General features: G+C 69.1%; 17 protein-coding genes and 1 pseudogene. 7 read left to right on the top strand and 11 right to left on the bottom strand.

Features of this window, described 5'->3' with window-relative positions:
• Both LRS03_RS14815 and LRS03_RS14820 read left to right on the top strand, forming a co-directional pair.
• The gene (locus LRS03_RS14815) at window positions 1-687 is read left to right on the top strand and encodes a glutathione S-transferase family protein (protein WP_257826337.1); all 687 of its coding nucleotides are present in this window, start codon (window positions 1-3) and stop codon (window positions 685-687) included.
• 40 nt (window positions 688-727) lie between these two features.
• Window positions 728-1,954, top strand: coding sequence for a multifunctional CCA addition/repair protein (locus LRS03_RS14820; protein WP_257826339.1), 1,227 nt, complete (start codon window positions 728-730; stop codon window positions 1,952-1,954).
• A 5-nt stretch (window positions 1,955-1,959) separates the two neighbouring features.
• On the opposite strand, the gene LRS03_RS14825 is transcribed toward LRS03_RS14820, so the two are convergent.
• The 8 genes from LRS03_RS14825 to LRS03_RS14860 all read right to left on the bottom strand — a co-directional run bounded on the left by LRS03_RS14825 (window position 1,960) and on the right by LRS03_RS14860 (window position 8,564).
• Complete coding sequence (locus LRS03_RS14825; RefSeq protein WP_257826341.1) at window positions 1,960-2,571, bottom strand: hypothetical protein; 612 nt, start codon at window positions 2,569-2,571, stop codon at window positions 1,960-1,962.
• A gap of 63 nt (window positions 2,572-2,634) precedes the next feature.
• Window positions 2,635-3,645: a hypothetical protein gene (locus tag LRS03_RS14830; protein ID WP_257826342.1), complete on the bottom strand. Its 1,011-nt coding sequence runs from the start codon at window positions 3,643-3,645 to the stop codon at window positions 2,635-2,637.
• Between the two features lie 97 nt (window positions 3,646-3,742).
• The gene (locus tag LRS03_RS14835) at window positions 3,743-3,937 is read right to left on the bottom strand and encodes a DUF2905 domain-containing protein (RefSeq protein ID WP_257826343.1); all 195 of its coding nucleotides are present in this window, start codon (window positions 3,935-3,937) and stop codon (window positions 3,743-3,745) included.
• Between the two features lie 28 nt (window positions 3,938-3,965).
• Window positions 3,966-5,063: a class I SAM-dependent methyltransferase gene (locus tag LRS03_RS14840; protein WP_257826344.1), complete on the bottom strand. Its 1,098-nt coding sequence runs from the start codon at window positions 5,061-5,063 to the stop codon at window positions 3,966-3,968.
• Window positions 5,060-5,710, bottom strand: a complete 651-nt coding sequence (locus LRS03_RS14845; protein WP_257826345.1) for a DUF2306 domain-containing protein — start codon at window positions 5,708-5,710, stop codon at window positions 5,060-5,062. The genes LRS03_RS14840 and LRS03_RS14845 overlap by 4 nt, the downstream gene beginning before the upstream one ends.
• 8 nt (window positions 5,711-5,718) lie before the next feature.
• The gene (locus LRS03_RS14850) at window positions 5,719-6,546 is read right to left on the bottom strand and encodes a MipA/OmpV family protein (RefSeq protein ID WP_257829566.1); all 828 of its coding nucleotides are present in this window, start codon (window positions 6,544-6,546) and stop codon (window positions 5,719-5,721) included.
• Window positions 6,547-6,684: 138 nt separating this feature from the next.
• Window positions 6,685-7,473, bottom strand: a complete 789-nt coding sequence (locus LRS03_RS14855; protein ID WP_257826347.1) for a LytR/AlgR family response regulator transcription factor — start codon at window positions 7,471-7,473, stop codon at window positions 6,685-6,687.
• Window positions 7,470-8,564, bottom strand: coding sequence for a sensor histidine kinase (locus LRS03_RS14860; RefSeq protein WP_257826349.1), 1,095 nt, complete (start codon window positions 8,562-8,564; stop codon window positions 7,470-7,472). Before LRS03_RS14860 ends, LRS03_RS14855 begins: the two co-directional genes overlap by 4 nt.
• Before the next feature lie 192 nt (window positions 8,565-8,756).
• Between LRS03_RS14860 and LRS03_RS14865 the strand changes: the two genes are divergently transcribed.
• The 4 genes and pseudogenes from LRS03_RS14865 (at window position 8,757) to LRS03_RS14880 (ending at window position 11,471) form a co-directional block, all read left to right on the top strand.
• Window positions 8,757-9,536 (top strand): SDR family oxidoreductase, encoded by a 780-nt coding sequence (locus LRS03_RS14865; RefSeq protein ID WP_257826351.1) that lies wholly within the window; start codon window positions 8,757-8,759, stop codon window positions 9,534-9,536.
• 1 nt (window position 9,537) lies between these two features.
• Window positions 9,538-9,937: pseudogene (locus LRS03_RS14870) on the top strand (dihydroneopterin aldolase).
• Window positions 9,937-10,857, top strand: a complete 921-nt coding sequence (gene ttcA / locus LRS03_RS14875; protein WP_257826353.1) for a tRNA 2-thiocytidine(32) synthetase TtcA — start codon at window positions 9,937-9,939, stop codon at window positions 10,855-10,857. The pseudogene LRS03_RS14870 and the gene ttcA overlap by 1 nt, the downstream one beginning before the upstream one ends.
• 23 nt (window positions 10,858-10,880) lie before the next feature.
• Window positions 10,881-11,471 (top strand): DUF4136 domain-containing protein, encoded by a 591-nt coding sequence (locus LRS03_RS14880; RefSeq protein WP_257826356.1) that lies wholly within the window; start codon window positions 10,881-10,883, stop codon window positions 11,469-11,471.
• A 27-nt stretch (window positions 11,472-11,498) separates the two neighbouring features.
• On the opposite strand, the gene LRS03_RS14885 is transcribed toward LRS03_RS14880, so the two are convergent.
• Window positions 11,499-12,392, bottom strand: a complete 894-nt coding sequence (locus tag LRS03_RS14885; RefSeq protein WP_257826358.1) for a DUF6279 family lipoprotein — start codon at window positions 12,390-12,392, stop codon at window positions 11,499-11,501.
• Between LRS03_RS14885 and glmU the strand changes: the two genes are divergently transcribed.
• Window positions 12,391-13,767, top strand: a complete 1,377-nt coding sequence (glmU, locus tag LRS03_RS14890) for a bifunctional UDP-N-acetylglucosamine diphosphorylase/glucosamine-1-phosphate N-acetyltransferase GlmU (protein WP_257826359.1) — start codon at window positions 12,391-12,393, stop codon at window positions 13,765-13,767. The genes LRS03_RS14885 and glmU overlap by 2 nt on opposite strands.
• 8 nt (window positions 13,768-13,775) lie before the next feature.
• Here glmU and LRS03_RS14895 read toward each other — a convergent pair whose 3' ends face one another.
• The gene (locus tag LRS03_RS14895) at window positions 13,776-14,093 is read right to left on the bottom strand and encodes a hypothetical protein (RefSeq protein WP_257826360.1); all 318 of its coding nucleotides are present in this window, start codon (window positions 14,091-14,093) and stop codon (window positions 13,776-13,778) included.
• 84 nt (window positions 14,094-14,177) lie between these two features.
• Window positions 14,178-16,604, bottom strand: coding sequence for an EAL domain-containing protein (locus LRS03_RS14900; protein ID WP_257826362.1), 2,427 nt, complete (start codon window positions 16,602-16,604; stop codon window positions 14,178-14,180).
• Window positions 16,605-16,635: the final 31 nt, after the last annotated feature.

A 16,635-nucleotide genomic window follows, 5' to 3' on the forward strand; every position in this document is an offset into this window, starting at 1 on the left:
ATGACACTGCAGCTCGTCATCGGCAACAAGAACTACTCGTCATGGTCCATGCGCCCCTGGGTGCTCATGACGGAAACCGGCATCCCCTTCGAAGAAAAGCGGATGCGCCTGGACTACGCCGCCGCCGATTCGATCTTCAAGAAGGAGATCGTCAGGATCAACCCCGCCGGCCGAGTGCCCGTGCTGGTGGACGACGGTCTCGTGATCTGGGACTCGCTGGCCATCGCCGAATACCTGCACGAGAAATTCCCCGAGAAAAAGCTCTGGCCCGCCGACACGAAAACCCGCGCCCGTGCGCGCAGCGTGGTGGCCGAGATGCACTCGGGCTTCGGCGCGCTGCGCACGCACTTCAGCATGAACATCGAGGCACAGCTGCAGCACGTCGGCCCGCGTGTGCTGGCCGAGCAGCCGCAGGCCCGCGCCGACCTCGACCGCATCGTGCAGATGTGGAGCGAGCTGCTTGCCACCTCGGGCGGGCCCATGCTCTTCGGCAGCTTCTGCGTTGCCGACGCCTTCTACGCCCCGGTGGTCAAGCGCATCGTCACCTACGGCCTGCCGGTGCCGCCGGTCGTGCAGGGCTACATCGATCGCGTGCAGGCCTTGAAGAGCGTGGCCGCCTGGACGAAAGACGCGCTGGCCGAGCACGACTTCCTGGAAGGCAACGAGGACTACCGCGCCTCCCGGTAGCGCACGCGAGAGCGCACGCGCCGAACCTACACTGCCGGCCATGAAAACCTACATGGTCGGCGGCGCGGTGCGCGATGCCCTCTTGGGTCTGCCGGTGAACGACCACGACTGGGTGGCGGTGGGTGCCACGCCCGAGGAGATGGTGGCCGCCGGCTACACGCCGGTGGGCCGCGACTTCCCGGTCTTCCTACACCCGCAGACGAAAGAGGAAGTGGCGCTTGCGCGCACCGAGCGCAAGTCGGCGCCGGGCTACCGCGGCTTCACCATCCATGCCGACCCGGGCGTCACGCTCGAAGAAGACCTGATGCGGCGCGACCTCACCATCAATGCGATGGCACGCGACGAAGACGGCACCCTCATCGACCCGTACCACGGCCAGCGCGACCTGCAGGCCAAGGTGCTGCGCCATGTGTCGGCGGCGTTTGCCGAAGACCCGGTGCGCATCCTGCGGCTTGCACGCTTCGCGGCACGCTTCTCCGACTTCAGCGTGGCCGACGAAACCACCGCGCTGATGCGGCAGATGGTCGACGCCGGCGAGGTCGACGCGCTGGTGCCCGAGCGGGTGTGGCAGGAACTCTCGCGCGGGCTGATGGAGCCCAAGCCCTCGCGCATGTTCGAGGTGCTGCGCAGCTGCGGCGCGCTCGCGCGGCTGCTGCCCGAGGTCGACCGCCTCTGGGGCGTGCCGCAACCCGAAGCGCACCACCCCGAGGTCGATACCGGCCTGCACCTGATGCTCGTGCTCGAAATGGCGGCGCAGCTGCAGGCTCCGCTCACCGTGCGTTTCGCCTGCCTAGGCCATGACCTCGGCAAGGGCACCACGCGCGTGGACGAGCTGCCGCGCCACATCGCGCACGAAGCGCGCAGCGTGAAGCTCGTCGAAGCGGTGTGCGAGCGGCTGCGGGTGCCCACCGAGTGCCGCGAGCTGGCGGTCGTGGTGGCGCGCGAGCACGGCAACGTGCACCGCAGCGGCGAGCTCAACGCGGCCGCGGTGATGCGGCTGCTGGAGCGCTGCGACGCCTGGCGCCGGCCGCAACGTTTTGCCGAGATGCTGCTCGCCTGTGAATGCGATGCGCGGGGCCGCACCGGGCTCGAGAACCAGCCGTACCCACAACGTGCCCGCCTGCAGCGGGCGCTCGATGCGGCGCTGGCGGTGGACACGGCTGCTGTCTCGACCGAAGCGCTGGCACGCGGCTGGAAGGGCCCGGCGATCGGCGACGCGATCCGAAACGCGCGGCAGGCCGCGGTGGCCGCAGCACTCGAAGGCTGAGGGCTTCAGAGGCCCCGGCAGCGCTCGCCGAAGTTGGTCTGGAAGCGCTCGAAGTCGCCGCGCTCGCCAGGGGTCATGCTGTCGAAGCGCTTCTTGCGTTCGGCCACGATGCGGCCCATCTCGCGGCACTGCTCCAGGGTCATCGTCGCCTGCACACGCTCCTGCTGCTGGGCCACCCGCTGGTCACGGGCTTCGATGCGCCGCTGCTTCTCGGTTTCGTGCAGCTGGCGGCGTGCCTCGCGCTCTTCTTCGCCACACTTGCGGCGGAACTCGTCGCGCAGGTCCTGCTGGGTGTCGTAGCCCACGCCACGGGTGCGCGCGGTGCGGATGGCCTCGCTGAGCGAGGCGCACTCAGGGCTCATGAAGCTCAGGTGGTCAGGCGCCTTCTGCAGCCGTGTGGACGACGAGCCCGAGTACGCGTCGCGCGTCGGCGGCGGCCCGTAGGCGGTGATGCGGGTGGCACCGTTCGCCGGGCAGGGCTTGTCGGAGTAATAGGCTTTGCCGTTGTCGGAGCAGCGGTGCAGCGACTGCGCCTGGGCCGCCGGCCACGCCGCCAGCGCCACCAGCGCAAGTGCACCCAGCACGCAGCGGTGGTGGTGTGAACGTGGTGAATGCATAGGTCCTCTCCCGGCGCGAAATATAGCGGCGCGCCGGGCGAGGATGGCGGTAGGAATCCACGCTCAGCGGCAGACCGCTCCCGGCGCCAGCACCACCTGCTTGCCGCAATGGGTCACCACCGCGGCGCTCTTCACGCTGTCGGTGATGCGGTCGACGAGGAAGCTGATCTCCCCCAGCGCCGCAGCGTCGTAGCCGGCGATCCACGCGCGGTGGGCCTGGCTGCGCGAGGTGGCGCCGTATTGCGCGGCGACGAGGTGCCGGTCGGCGGTCTTCAGCCCTTCGGCCACCGACGCACGGTGGCGCTGCAGGGTGGCACGGTGCACCCGCAGGGCTTCGGTGTCGCGGGCGATCATCAGCGGCAGCGCGGCGCTGGCGTACGCATCCCATGCCGCACGGCAGCCGGCGTCGCAGCCGATGTTTTCCCATTCCATGCGGGGCTTGGCCACACCCACCTGCAGCGGTTTCTCGCGCAGCTTCGCCGCGGCCTCATCGGCCTCGCGCCACCACTTCTGGTGCGACTGCAGGCGCGCGAGCTGGCCGTCGGTGTAGGCGCGGCCGGCCTCGGCCGCGGCGCGCACCACGGGGGTGTCTACCACCATCGCCTGGGCCTGGTTCCGGACCCTTGGGTCGGCGTTCAGCGGGGCGTTCATCTTCTGCGACATCGCCATCAGCTCCTGCGGCGACATCTGGCGCATGCGGTCCTGCACCTCTTTCGCATAGGCCGGGTCGCGCTGCATGCGGGCCATGTCGATGCCGACGTCGGCCAGGCCCTTTTGCAGGTTCTCGGTCACCACCGCGCCCTGGGCCTGGTGGTCGTGCGCGGTGACGAGCTGCACCTGCTCCATCGCGCGCTGATGCGCCGCGATGTCGGCCTTCAGCGCCAGGAGGCCCGGGTGGACCAGGCGGCCGGTCTTGTCGACCCAGGTGGCGGCCTCTTCGGCGTTGGCCGGCAGGTCGGGCACGCGCTGGAACAGGGCGGCGATGGACGGCGGCGCATCGGCGGCCTGGGCGCCGGTGGTGACGAAGAGGGCCGCCAGCGCGGCCACGGATGCGAGGCGAAGGGTGCGGGACATGGCAAAGGACTCCTTGGGGACTGCCGGCAGTGTCGCGAGCGGCCGCGCGCGCGACATCGCCCAAAGGAGCCATGGCCCGTCCCGTGCACGGCCCGGGTCAGATCAGCTTCGACAGCCCCATCGCCACCAGGCTCAGCAGCACGCTGCTGGCCACCGGCAGGAAGAAGTCGCGGCCGAAGAGCTTGAAGCGGAAGTCGCCCGGCAGGCGGCCGAGGCCGATCTTCTCCAGCCAGCGGTGGAAGCCCTGGAAGATCAGCAGCAGCAGGAAAATGACGATCAGCCAGCGGATCACGAGGGATGTTCCAGAAGATGCCGGCCGATCACAGGCGGTGCGTCCGGTCGCCTTCGGTGAACCCGAGCGGCTGTTGCATGAACGCGGCATCGCAGCCCCGCGCGAACGCGATCACCTTGAAGATCTCGCCCATCTCGTGCTCGTGGATGAGCTTCTGCGCATGGGCGATGGTCGGGATGTCGGCGCCCTGCAGCAGCTCCATCACGCCGCAGTTCAAGAGGAAGCGCGCCTGCGAGGTGTAGCCCAGCACCTCCAGCCCGGCGTCCTGTGCAGCGAGTGCGATGCCAGTGAAGTTGACGTGGGCGGTGATGTCTTTCTCGCCCACGTCGCTGAGCGGGTCGGAGTCGGCCTGGTGCGCGCGGTGGCACATCAGCGTGCCGCCGTGGCGCTGCAGGTGGTAGTACTCGGCCTCGGGGAATCCGTAGTCGATGAGGAAGATGGCGCCGCGCTGCAGGCGGTCGGCCAGCGTGGCGATGAAGGCCTCGGCCTGCGGGTGGATCTCGGTGACGGTGCCGGGCAGGAAGGGCCCTTCGTGCGGCGGGCGCTCGTCGCTCGGGCGGTCCTGCCAGGTGAAGGCCTCTTCGCCGAGCGCCACGCCGCGCTCCTGCCACTGCGCGCCGTCGAAGTGCAGCAGCTTCACCGGCATCGCATCGAGCACCTCGTTGCCCACCACCACGCCGCTGATGCGCTCGGGCAGGCTGTCGACCCACTGCACCCGCTCGCCGAAGCGCGCGAGCCGCTCGCGCTGGCGCTCGCGCAGGCTGCCGGAGAGGTCGACGATGGTGTAGCGGGCCACACGCTCGCCCAGCGCCTCGAGCAGCTGCTCGGCCAGCGCCCCGGAGCCGGCGCCGAACTCCCACAGCTCGCGGCTCTCGCAGGCGTCGAGCGCCTGTGCCAGCTGCCGAGCCAGCGCGCGGCCGAAGATCGGCGACAGCTCGGGCGCGGTGACGAAGTCGCTGCCCGATTGCGGCAGCAGGCCGAACTTGCGGCTGCCGTGCGCGTAGTAGCCGAGGCCCGGCGCGTAGAGCGCCATCGCCATGAAACGGTCGAAGGGCAACCAGCCGCCCGCCTCGGTGAGGGCCCGCCGGATCAGGCGGACAAGAGGCGTCGGGGCGGCAGCGGTCATCGCGGCATTGTAGGAAGGGCGTGTGTGTCGACCGGCCGGCCGCGGTTCAGCCACCACTGCGCGATCACGAGGTGCGGCACCCAGCACATCCAGGCGATCACCGGATAGGCCTCCTGGAAGGGCACCCCGTTCGCCAGGAAGAGCGGGATGTAAATGCGCAGGCTCACCGCCGCGAGCGTGAGCGCATGGTTGCGCAGCATCCAGCGCCGGTGCTGTGCACGCTCGCCGCGGCGGATGGCGCGGTAGCCCCGGTAGCCGGTGTAGAGCCACACCACGGCGAGGCAGGCAAAGCCGAGCTGCGCCACCCAGCCGCCTTGTGCCAGGCGCGACAGCAAAAGCCCCGACACCCCGCCCACCACGATGCCGGCCACGAGGTAGACACGCCCGATCCAGCGGTGCACCTGCGGCCGCCGCGTGCGCAGGCGTGTGGAGAACTGCCACGGCCCGAGCAGTAGCGCGAGGCCGGCCGCGAAGGCGTGGGTATGGATGACGATGGGGTTCAGGCGGTACACCTCCTGCATCGCCTCGCCGACCTGTGCGCCGGCGGGCTGCAGGGCATAGGCGAGGAAGGCGTAAGCGGCGACGGCCACCGCCATCAGCGCGAGCATCGCTTCGGTGCCACGGGTGGAGAGTGTGGAGAGCTTCATGGCGGACCTCACAGCTGGAACTCGTAGCGCAGCGCCAGCATGCCACTGGCCTGGCGCGTGCGTTGGGTGATGGGACTGTCGGCCGCATCGCCGGCGAGGCGCTGCACGCGCAGCAGCGCCTGCAGGTGCCAGTGGCGGCTGAACGCCATGTCGAAGTCGACGACGAGCTGCTGGCTCTTGAGGCCGGCACCAGCCTCGAAGGCGGCGTAGCCGCTCGCCGCCGATTGCTGCGGTGTCACGCCGAAGTAGGCCTGCGTGTGCCGGCGATCGGCCCAGATCACCCCGGGCGTGACAGTGAGCTTGGCGTGGCGGTGCAGTTGCCACGGCAGCGCAAGGCCGGCTTCGACCAGGGTGCCGCGGTGGCTCGACACCGCCTTGCGCACCGCCCCGGTGAGCGACACCGGGCCGAGGCTGAGCGAGCCCGCGGCCGAGACGAGCGCACTCATGTCGACCTCGCCCATGCCGCGCAGGTCGGCACTGCCGGGGCGCAGGCCGGCGGGGGTGAGCTTGCGCTCGTCATCGTCGACGCGGCCGGGGTCGACCGAGAGGCCGAGACTGGCGCTGCCGGCCGTCGTCTGCCACGGTGTCCACACCAGGCCGCGGCTGCCCATTGCGACGCTTCCCCCCACGCCGGGCCGCCAGAACACCTCGCCCCCCAACACCGGCTGCACACGGGTGTGGCGGCTGCCTTCGAACTCGGGCACGGCAGCCACGCCCATCAGCACGCCGCCCGACCAGCCCGGCGCCGGCCCCACCCAGCCGGGCGGCGGGCCGTCTTGTGCGTGGGCGATGGACACCAGGGCGGCAGCGCCCAGGGCCGAGAGGGCAGGAAGCATCTTCACGATCGGTCAACCTCGGTAAGTGGCAAGGTGTCCAGTGTGGAAACGCGGCGGTGCTCGCGGGGGACCCGATCCGCGAACGGCGGGCCGAAGGGGGCGAAGCGTCGAAAACCGACGGCGACCGTCGGCCGCGCCTCACATCGCCTTGAAACGATGCGCGAAGAGGCGGCTCACGCCCAGGCGTGCGGGGTGGTCGCGCAGGCCCAGCCAGAGGCGGCCGTCGTCGCTGCGCTCCACCTGCGCGATGCAGCGCGCCTGCACCACCAGGCTTCGGTGCACCTGCCAGAAGCGCTCGGCATCGAGCCGCTGCAGCAGATCGCGCAGGCTCATGCGGATCAGCGCTTCGCGCTCGCGGGTGATCACGCGCAGGTACTTGTCGGCGACTTCGAAATACAGCACGTCCTCGATGGGGATGAGGTGCGTGACCGCGCCCACCGCCGCGTTGATGACCGACAGGCGGGGCACGCTCGCGGCCGGCTGCAGCGCCTGCGCCACCCGCTGCAGCGCGCCGCCGAGCAGCTCGCCGCTCGACGCGTCGAGCAAGGCCAGCCGCTCCTGCAGCCGCTGCACCGCGCGCTGCAGGCGCTCGGTGCTCACCGGCTTGAGCAGGTAGTCGATGGCGCCGTGCTCGAAGGCCTGCACCGCGTACTGGCCATAGGCGGTCACGAACACCAGCTGCGGCAGTGGCACGCCGTCGGGCCAGTCTTCGACGATGGCCTCGGCCGCATCGAGCCCTGAGGCGGCGGGCATGTGGATGTCGAGAAAGATCACCCGCGGCAGGTGTTCGAGCGCGAGCGCGACGGCCGCGGCGCCGTTGTCGGCCACCGGCAGCAGGTCGATGCCGGGCCAGAGGGCGGCCAGCTGCTGCTGCAGACGGCGTGCGAGCACGGGCTCGTCTTCGACCACGAGCACGGGGATGTTCATGCGGTGCCCGCCCCGGGGAGGCGCACGGTGGCGCGCACGCCGTGCGGTGCATGGTCGGCAAGCGCGAGGCTCGCATCGCGGCCGAAGGCATAGGCAAGCCGCTGGCGCAGGTTGGCCAGGCCGATGCGGCCGGCCGCGAAGGGGTCGTCGACCGCCAGGCCCTGGCCGTCGTCGACCACCTCGACGATCACCTGAGCGCCCTCGCGCCTCGCGCCGACGGTGATGCTGCCGCCCTCGGGACGCGCATCGAGGCCGTGGCGCACCGCGTTTTCCACCAGCGGCTGCAGCGTGAGCGGCGGCAGCCGGCCGTCGGCCAGGTCGTTCGGCAATCGAAGCTCGTAGCGCAGGCGCGGGCCCATGCGGATGGCCATCAGCTTCAGGTACTGCTCGACCAACGTGAACTCCTGCTGCAGCGTGACCAGCGGCTGCTCGCCCGTCTGCATGCTCGCGTGCAGCAGCTCGCTCAGCGCTTCGAGCGTCGCCTGCGCGCGGGCCGGCTCGGTGTCGATCAGCGCGTGCGCATTGGCCAGCGTGTTGAAAAGCATGTGCGGCTCGATCTGCTGCTGCAGCAGCTGCAGGCGGGCGGTGTCGGCGCGCAGGCGCTCGGCCTCGATCCCGTCGCGCTGCATGATGAGGTGCACCGCCACCAGCGAGGCGACGATGGTGGTGAAGATCACCAGCACCAGCGCCGGCTCCAGCGCCGCGGGCAGGCCGGCCGAGACGCCCATGAGGGTGCCGGCCACCACGCGCCCGAACGTGTGGCCGACGGGGATCGCCACCAGCGTCACCGCCCCCAGCGCCAGCCAGCCGGGCGGCCGCTGCCACCAGATGGTCAGGCGCGGCCATTCGATCAGCCCGAAGATGCTCAGGCCGATGCACTGCGAGAACACGAGGTGCGTACACAGCGCATGAAGCTGCAGCTGCGAGCGGCTGTCGGGCGCCAGCACCAGCACGATGAGCCAGAGCGCCACCGCGACCACGGTGTTGAGCACCAGCACGATGCCGAGGTCGCGCAGGAACACCCGACGCCGGCCGGTGCGTGGCGCAGGCCGCAGGGCGGGCAAGGGGGCAGCCAGGTTGCTCGGGTTCATGAGGGGTGGGGGAAGTCGCGCCAGTCTACGCACGCCACCCCCGCCCGCCGCCTCGACAGGTGCAAAAGGCGTTCCCATGGGTCCGAAGCGCCGCCAGAGGGTGCCGAACGGCATCCCGCCCACCACCCCGGCAGGCGCTCGAAAAAGGGCACGCCGATACACTGTCGGCCTCTGTTGCAGCCCCCCGCCACCATGTCTGAACGCCCGGTCGTGCTCGTCACCGGCGCGGCCCGCCGCCTGGGCCGCGAGATCGCGCTCGACCTGGCCGCGCATGGCTTCGATGTGGCCGTGCACTACCACCGCTCGCAGGGTGACGCCGCCGAGACGGTGGCGCAGGCGCGCCAGGCCGGCGCCTTCGCCGACAGCGTGAGCGCCGACCTGGCCGACGAAGCGGCCTGCCGCGGCCTCGTGCCGCAGGTGCTGGCGCGCTTCCGCCGGCTCGATGCGATCGTCAACAACGCTTCGACCTTCGAGTACGACAACGCCGAGAGCTTCGGCATTGCGTCGATGGAAAAGCACTGGCGCGCCAACACGGCGCCGGCGGTGCTGCTGGCGCAGGCGCTGCACCGCCATCTGGCGGGTACCTCGCGGCAGGGCTGCGTGGTCAACCTGCTCGACCAGAAGCTGTGGAACCTGAACCCCGACTACTTCTCGTACACGCTCTCCAAGGCGGCGCTGCAGACGGCCACCGTGATGCTGGCGCAGGCGCTCGCGCCCAGCGTGCGGGTGTGCGGCGTGGCGCCCGGCGTGACGCTGCTGTCGGGCACGATGACGGCCGACGAGTTCGCCCGGTCGCACCAGCTCACACCGCTGCAGCGCTCGTCGACGCCGCAGGACATCGCCCGCAGCGTGCGCTTCCTGATCGAGTCGCCGGCCATCACCGGCACCACGCTGCTGGTGGACGGCGGCCAGCACCTGCAGCCCCAACCCCGCGATGTGATGTTCATCGCCAACCCTGACAAGAAGACCTGACATGCAGAGCCTGCTCGGCCACCTGGATTTGCGCGATTGCCGCCGGTTGTTCCTGCGTAACTACGAGGTGTGGATCAACATCGGCGTGCACGACTTCGAGAAGCGCGGCGAGCAGCGGGTGCTGATCAACGTCGACCTGTACATCCCGCTCACGGTGTCGACGCCCCAGAACGACGAGTCTCGACGAAGTGGTCGACTACGACTTCATGCGCCGCAGCATCGCGGTGCGCATCAAGCAGGGCCATGTGCACCTGCAGGAAACGCTGTGCGACGACGTGTTGAAGCTGATGCTCGCGCACCCGCGCGTGAAGGCAGCGCGTGTGTCGACCGAGAAGCCCGACGTCTACCCCGATTGCGACGCGGTGGGCTGTGAAGTGTTTGGAATCAAGGAAGTGATGTGATGGGTGCCGTGATCGACCAGAAGGAAGACGCCAAGCTGGCGTTCGAGACCAACAAGCTCAGCAAGCGCCTGCACCGCCAGGTGGGCCAGGCCATCACCGACTTCAACATGATCGAAGACGGCGACAAGGTGATGGTGTGCCTGTCGGGCGGCAAGGACAGCTACACGCTGCTCGACATCCTGCTCAACATGCAGCAGCGCGCGCCGATCCGCTTCGAGCTGGTCGCGGTCAACCTCGACCAGAAGCAGCCGGGGTTTCCGGAGCACATCCTGCCCGAGTACTTGAAGGCACGCGGCGTGCCCTTCCACATCGAGAACCAGGACACCTACTCCATCGTCAAGCGCCTCATCCCCGAGGGCAAGACCATGTGCAGCCTGTGCTCGCGGCTGCGGCGCGGCATCCTCTACCGCGTGGCGGGCGAGCTCGGCGCGACCAAGATCGCGCTCGGCCACCACCGCGACGACATGATCCAGACGCTCTTCATGAACATGTTCTTCGGCAGCAAGATGAAGGGCATGCCGCCGAAACTCGTGAGCGACGACGGCAAGAACATCATCATCCGCCCGCTCGCCTACGTGGCCGAGACCGACATCGAGCGCTGGGCCGCACACCGGCAGTTCCCCATCATCCCGTGCTCGCTGTGCGGCAACCAGGAGAACCTGCAGCGGGTGCAGATCAAGGCCATGCTGCGCGACTGGGACAAGCGCTTCCCCGGCCGCATCGACAACCTCTTCACCGCCATGGGCAACATCGTGCCCTCGCACATGATGGACCGGAACCTCTACCCGTTCACCACGCTCAAAACCACCGGCGTGGCCGATCCGGCGGGCGACATCGCGTTTGACGAAGACGAATCGTGCGCAACGCCCTCGGGCGCTTCGTCCACACCGGCCGAATCGGTGATCCGGTTCGCAGACTGAGATTTCGCGGATTGAGAGACAGCATGCGCATCACGCTCGTGGCAACCCTGGCGCTGGCCGCCGCCCTCGGCGGCTGCGCCAGCCTGAACACGGTGGACAGCGAGGTCTCCACCTACAGCCAGTGGCCCGCGGCGCGCAAGCCGGCCACCTTTGCCTTCGAGCGCCTGCCTTCGCAGCAGGCGCGGCCCCAGGAACAGTCGGAACTCGAAGCCGCCGCCCGCCCCGCCCTCCTGAGCGCCGGCTTCCAGGAAGTCAACGACCTCAAGACCGCCGACACCACCGTTCAGGTCGCCGCCCGCGTCTCGCGCACCGATCGCGGCTTCTACGACGACCCCTTCTTCTGGCGCGGCAGCCTCTTCTATTCGCGCTACGGCCGGCCGTACTGGGGCCCGGGCTTCGGGATGATGGTCGACAGCCCGCGCTACGACCGCGAGGTGGTGGTGCTGATCCGCGACCGGCAGACCGCGCAGCCGCTCTACGAAGCGCGCGCCGCCAGCGACGGCCTGAGCTCCGGTACCACCCAGCTGCTGGCCGCGATGTTCAAGGCGGCGCTGAAAGACTTCCCACAGACCGGCATCAACCCTCGCCGGGTGAGCGTGCAGCTCACGCCCTGATCGCGGCCCGATCCTCGAGGCGACCCGTCAAGGCGCCCGGCGCTCGTCGGTCGCCAGCGAGCGGGCGTCTTCTTCCCAGCCCTTGAAGCGCTTCACCGCCGAGGCCCGCTGCTCGCGGCTCGCGCTGTTGTGCAACTGGGCGGCGAGCTTGCAGTTGTAGGCCAGCAGCTTCTGCTGGTACTCGAGGTAGTGCGGGCGCGGCGAGCGCCGCACATGGGCCACGACGACGCGCAGCGACGCCAGCGCCTGGTCAGGTGGCATCGCCTTGTCGTTCGCGATGCGCCGCAGCATGGCCAGCGCCTCCTGCTGACGCAGCATGCGCTCTTCCAGCCACAGCTCGGGGTTGAAGGGCGACGCGGCGACGCCTCGCCGCAGCGCTTCGAGCTGGGCGTCGTCGAGGCTGCCGTAGAACATCTCGGCACGTTCGAGCGCACGCTTCACCGAGGCCTCGAAACGCTCGGCCGGGTCGGGCTGCAGGAAGTCGCTGCGGAACTCGCGGTTCACCTTGGCGTACTTGCGCTCGATGTGCTGGACCTGCGCCGGTGTGAGGCTTCGCACCAGGTCGACGGCCATCGGCAGCGCCTTGTCGAGCATCGGGTCGACGCGCGAAAGCGCCTCCTGGTAGGAGCGGCACACGAGCTCCGGCGTCACCGGCCCGGCCGCATGGCCCTGCAGTCGCACCAGGAACTGGGCGTAGTCGTCGAGCTGGGTCTGGCGGTGCCAGCGGAACCAGGCTTCGAGCGTGTCGCGCACCTTCGGGATCTGCGGCTCGCTGAAGTCGGCATAGCCGTCGAGCCACCAGTAGCTCAGCTCTGGGCCCTGGCTGTACGCGAAGCGCACCGCGGTGCACCCCGACAGCAGGGTGGCGAGGGCGAGGCACCCGCCGATAATCCAGGACTTCAGCAGAGGAAGACGTTGCATGGCACTCGACATCGTGATCATGGCCGCGGGCAAAGGCACCCGCATGAAATCCAGCCTGCCCAAGGTGCTGCACAAGCTGGCCGGGCGGTCGCTATTGCAGCACGTGTTGCAGACCGCTGCGCGGCTGTCGGCCGATCGCATCATCACGATCACCGGCCACGGGGCGGAGCTGGTCGAGGCCGCCGTCAGCGCGCCCCAGCTGAAATTCGTGCGGCAGGAGCCGCAGCTGGGCACCGGCCATGCGGTGCAACAGGCCGTGCCCTCGCTCCACGAGACGGGCACCACGCTCATCCTCAACGGCGACGTGCCACTCATCACCGAGCGCACGGCAAGAGCGCTCATCGAGGCGTGCGGTGGACAGAAGCTCGCGCTGCTCACCATCGAACTCCCCGACCCGACCGGCTACGGCCGCATCGTGCGCCAAGGTGAGAGCGTGCGCGCCATCGTCGAGCACAAGGACGCCTCGCCCGAGCAGCGCCAGATCCGCGAGATCTACACCGGCATGATGGCGGTGCCCACCGCCGCGCTGAAGCGCTGGCTCGCGAAGCTGTCGAACGACAACGCCCAGGGCGAGTACTACCTGACTGACATCGTCGCGATGGCGGTGGCCGACGGCACGCCGGTCGTCGCCGCGCAGCCGCTGACCGAAGCCGAGGTGCTGGGCGTCAACAGCCCGGCGCAGCTGGCTGACCTGGAACGCCGCCACCAGCGCGCGCAGGCCGAGCACCTGATGAACGACGGCGTGCGCCTGGCCGACCCGGCGCGCTTCGACCTCAGAGGCGAGCTGCACTGCGGCACCGACGTCGAGATCGACATCAACTGCCTCTTCGAAGGCACGGTGCACCTCGGCAGCGGCACACGCATCGGCGCGCACTGCGTGATCCGCAACGCGCGCATCGCCGACAACGTGACGATCCACCCCTTTACCCATATTGACGGCGACAAGGACGGCGCAAGCGTCGGCGCCGGCTCGATCATCGGCCCCTTCGCCCGCCTGCGCCCCGGCGCGCAGCTGGCGGAAGAGGTGCACATCGGCAACTTCGTCGAGGTGAAGAACTCCACCCTCGCCCGCGGCGCCAAGGCCAACCACCTCGCCTACCTGGGCGACGCCACGGTGGGCGAGCGTGTGAACTACGGCGCCGGCAGCATCACCGCCAACTACGACGGCGCCAACAAGCACCGCACCGTGATCGGCAACGACGTGCACGTGGGCAGCAACTGCGTGCTGGTCGCTCCCGTCACGCTGGGCGACGGCGCGACCATCGGCGGTGGCTCCACCATCAACAAGCCGGTGCCGGCCGGCAACCTCGCAGTGGCACGCGGCAAGCAGACGCTGATCGCCGGCTGGGTGCGGCCGGTGAAGAAGAAAGGCTGAACCGTTCCTCAGTAGGCACAGTAGGTCACCGTCACGAGGCCCGATCGCACCGAGCTGTAGTTGCGGGTCTGGCCACCACCGAAGGTGCTCTGGAAGCCAGAGTTCGGCGAGCAGGTGGCGCCGGCGTATTGCTCGCACCAGCGTACCGTGATCGCGCCGCTGCAGGCGTTGCGGATGGTGTAGCCGGTGCTGCTGTTCGAGGCCGAGACACACTGGTTGGCCGACCCGCAGCTCGGCCCCTCGTCTTCATCGCCCCCGCCACATGCCAGCAACATGGCAGCACACGCCGCGGCCAGCCCGACCAATGCAATTCTGGAAATCAACATGAAGTTCCCTCTCTCGAAGACGCGCTCTCGACATGGAGCGACTGTTCTGAGAAGGGACTCTAGGCACGGCCCGCGTGCCTCACATCATTCAGTGGAATGAGACACCTGCGGGGTCTGAACCTGCCGCAGCACCCAGCGCGCGAAGTCGGCTGCGGCGAGCGGCTCGCCCACCAGCAGGCCCTGCAGCTCGTCGCAATCGAGGCGGGCGAGGAAACTGCGCTGGGCTTCGGTCTCCACGCCTTCGGCGATCACCGACAGCCCGAGGCCACGCGCCATCTGCACGATCGCACGGGCGATCGCCGCCGAGTCGCTCTCGCCGGGCAGGCCGAGCACGAAGGAGCGGTCGATCTTCATCTTGTCGATCGGTAGCTCCTTCAAGTGCGCGAGCGATGAGTAGCCGGTTCCGAAGTCGTCGACCGAGATGCGAATGCCCAAGGCCTTCAGCTCGGAGAGCTTGCGCTTCACCTCGGGCAGGTCGTCCATCAGCATGCGCTCGGTCAGCTCGAGCTCGAGCAGCTCGCCGGCCACGCCTTCTTCGGCGAGCAGCTGCTCGATCAGCGCGGTGAAGCCGCTGGTCTGGAACTGCACCGTCGACAGGTTGACGGCCACCGGCACGTTGCACACGCCCGCTTCGTGCCAGCCGCGCACGCAGCGCATCGCCTCGCGCAGCACCCACTGGCCGATGGGCAGCATGACGCGCTGCTGCTCCGCCAGCGGAATGAACATGTCGGGCATCAGCAGGCCACGCTCGGGGTGGTTCCAGCGAATGAGGGCCTCGGCACCGACCAGCACGCCGTCGCGCGAGCGCACCTGCGGCTGGAAATGCAGCACGAACTCGCCGCGCGCCAGCGCCTGCGACATCTGGCTCTCGAGCACCAGCGCGTCGTAGGCGGTGCTGGCCATCGCCGGCGTGAAGAACTGGTAATTGGCGCGGCCACGCGACTTGGCGAGGTACATCGCGGTGTCGGCATGCTTGATGAGGTCGTCGGCCGTTTCGCCGTCGTGCGGGAACATCGAGATGCCGATCGACGGCGTGACCGAGATCAGCCGGCCATCCACATTCACCGGCACCTCGATGCGCGCGAGCAGCTTGTGCGCCACTTCTTCCACGTCCATGCGCTGCAGCGTGCGCGGCAAGAGCACGATGAACTCGTCGCCACCGAAACGCGCCACCACGTCGGTGCCGCGCAGGCTCTCGGTGATGCGGCGGGCGATGGTCTGCAGGAGCGTGTCGCCAACCAGGTGGCCGAGCGAGTCGTTGACGCGCTTGAAGTGGTCAAGGTCGATGAAGAGCAGCGCCACCTGCGAATCGTCGCGGCGCGCCGCGGCGATCATGTGGCCCAGGTGCTCCATCAGGCTCAGGCGGTTGGGCAGGCCGGTAAGCGAATCGTTGTGCGCGAGGCGGCGGATGTGCTCCTGCGCTGCATGGCGGTCGCGGATGTCGCGCACGATGCTCATGCGCAGGCGCTCGCCGTGGCGCTCGATGCTGCGCACGATGAATTCGACCGGGATGCGGCGACCGTCGCGGTGCAGCACCACGCTTTCGTAGGCGACCTCGCCGTGGGCCTCCATCACTTCCGAGACTTTCGCGATCTGGTCGGAAGGCAGGAAGTCGAACACATGCCGCCCGAGGATTTCTTCCAGCGGGTAGCCGACCAGCTGGCACAGCGGCTCGTTGGCGTCGGTCAGGTAGCCGTTCTTGTGGAAGAGGATGCCCTCCACGCTGGCTTGCATGAACTTGCCGAGGCGCTCTTCCGATTCGCGCACCGACTGCTCGGCCAGGCGGTGCTTGGTGATGTCGGTCACCAGCACGAAGGCAGCGAGCAGCGTGCCATCAGCGGCCAGGTGCGGAATGAGGTTGACCTCCAGCCAGTGGCGCTTGCCCTCGGGCGTGCGCAGCTCGCGCTCGTAGGAAGCGGGCTTGTGTTCGCGCAGCACGTAGTCGACATAGGGCCGGATCACCTCGGCCGCGGCATCGCCGACGATCTCGGCGAACGTGCGGCCGATCACCGAGTGCTCGTCGAAACCGAAGGTCTGGGCGTAGAGCTTGTTGGCGTAGAGGCAGCGAAAGTCTTGCGCCTCGTAGTACGAGATCAGCACCGGCACGTTGTCGGCCAGCAGCTGGAACTGCTCGGCCCGCGAGCGCGACGAGATCTCGGCGCGGCGGCTGTCGCTCACGTCGTGCAGCACGCAGACGTAGCAGTTCTGTGCGTCGAGCCAGCTCACCTGCAGGTCGAGCCAGGCCTCGCCGAAGCGCTGGGCGCCTGACAGCGGCATGCGCACGCTCAGGCGGAAGTCGCGGCGCGCGGCGAGCTGGGTGGTCAGTGCCACGCCGGAGTCGGCGGTCAGCAATGAGGGCAACGAGATCGACGCGCCGGCCGAGCCCATCTGCTCATGGAAGCCGCGGTTGGCGTGCAGCACCGTTCCATCAGGCGCAACCCAGGCCAGCATGCAGGGCAGGCTGTCTGCGTCGGGCAGGTCGCTGTCGCGCAGGAACGGGCGGAGGGTCATGGCGGACCATGATAGCCGTCACCCTCTGGTT

The sequence above is a fragment of the Rhizobacter sp. J219 genome (assembly GCF_024700055.1).
Lineage (GTDB): Bacteria > Pseudomonadota > Gammaproteobacteria > Burkholderiales > Burkholderiaceae_C > Rhizobacter.

What these genes read in the sequence shown, in the direction of transcription:
- LRS03_RS14865 (WP_257826351.1), top strand. Translation starts at nt 8,757, where the DNA reads ATGTCTGAACGCCCGGTCGTGCTCGTCACCGGCGCGGCCCGCCGCCTG.
- LRS03_RS14850 (WP_257829566.1), bottom strand. Translation starts at nt 6,546, where the DNA reads ATGCTTCCTGCCCTCTCGGCCCTGGGCGCTGCCGCCCTGGTGTCCATC.
- LRS03_RS14880 (WP_257826356.1), top strand. Translation starts at nt 10,881, where the DNA reads ATGCGCATCACGCTCGTGGCAACCCTGGCGCTGGCCGCCGCCCTCGGC.
- LRS03_RS14895 (WP_257826360.1), bottom strand. Translation starts at nt 14,093, where the DNA reads ATGTTGATTTCCAGAATTGCATTGGTCGGGCTGGCCGCGGCGTGTGCT.
- LRS03_RS14845 (WP_257826345.1), bottom strand. Translation starts at nt 5,710, where the DNA reads ATGAAGCTCTCCACACTCTCCACCCGTGGCACCGAAGCGATGCTCGCG.
- LRS03_RS14825 (WP_257826341.1), bottom strand. Translation starts at nt 2,571, where the DNA reads ATGCATTCACCACGTTCACACCACCACCGCTGCGTGCTGGGTGCACTT.
- LRS03_RS14855 (WP_257826347.1), bottom strand. Translation starts at nt 7,473, where the DNA reads ATGAACATCCCCGTGCTCGTGGTCGAAGACGAGCCCGTGCTCGCACGC.
- glmU (WP_257826359.1), top strand. Translation starts at nt 12,391, where the DNA reads ATGGCACTCGACATCGTGATCATGGCCGCGGGCAAAGGCACCCGCATG.
- LRS03_RS14900 (WP_257826362.1), bottom strand. Translation starts at nt 16,604, where the DNA reads ATGACCCTCCGCCCGTTCCTGCGCGACAGCGACCTGCCCGACGCAGAC.
- LRS03_RS14815 (WP_257826337.1), top strand. Translation starts at nt 1, where the DNA reads ATGACACTGCAGCTCGTCATCGGCAACAAGAACTACTCGTCATGGTCC.
- LRS03_RS14830 (WP_257826342.1), bottom strand. Translation starts at nt 3,645, where the DNA reads ATGTCCCGCACCCTTCGCCTCGCATCCGTGGCCGCGCTGGCGGCCCTC.
- LRS03_RS14840 (WP_257826344.1), bottom strand. Translation starts at nt 5,063, where the DNA reads ATGACCGCTGCCGCCCCGACGCCTCTTGTCCGCCTGATCCGGCGGGCC.
- LRS03_RS14885 (WP_257826358.1), bottom strand. Translation starts at nt 12,392, where the DNA reads ATGCAACGTCTTCCTCTGCTGAAGTCCTGGATTATCGGCGGGTGCCTC.
- LRS03_RS14820 (WP_257826339.1), top strand. Translation starts at nt 728, where the DNA reads ATGAAAACCTACATGGTCGGCGGCGCGGTGCGCGATGCCCTCTTGGGT.
- ttcA (WP_257826353.1), top strand. Translation starts at nt 9,937, where the DNA reads ATGGGTGCCGTGATCGACCAGAAGGAAGACGCCAAGCTGGCGTTCGAG.
- LRS03_RS14860 (WP_257826349.1), bottom strand. Translation starts at nt 8,564, where the DNA reads ATGAACCCGAGCAACCTGGCTGCCCCCTTGCCCGCCCTGCGGCCTGCG.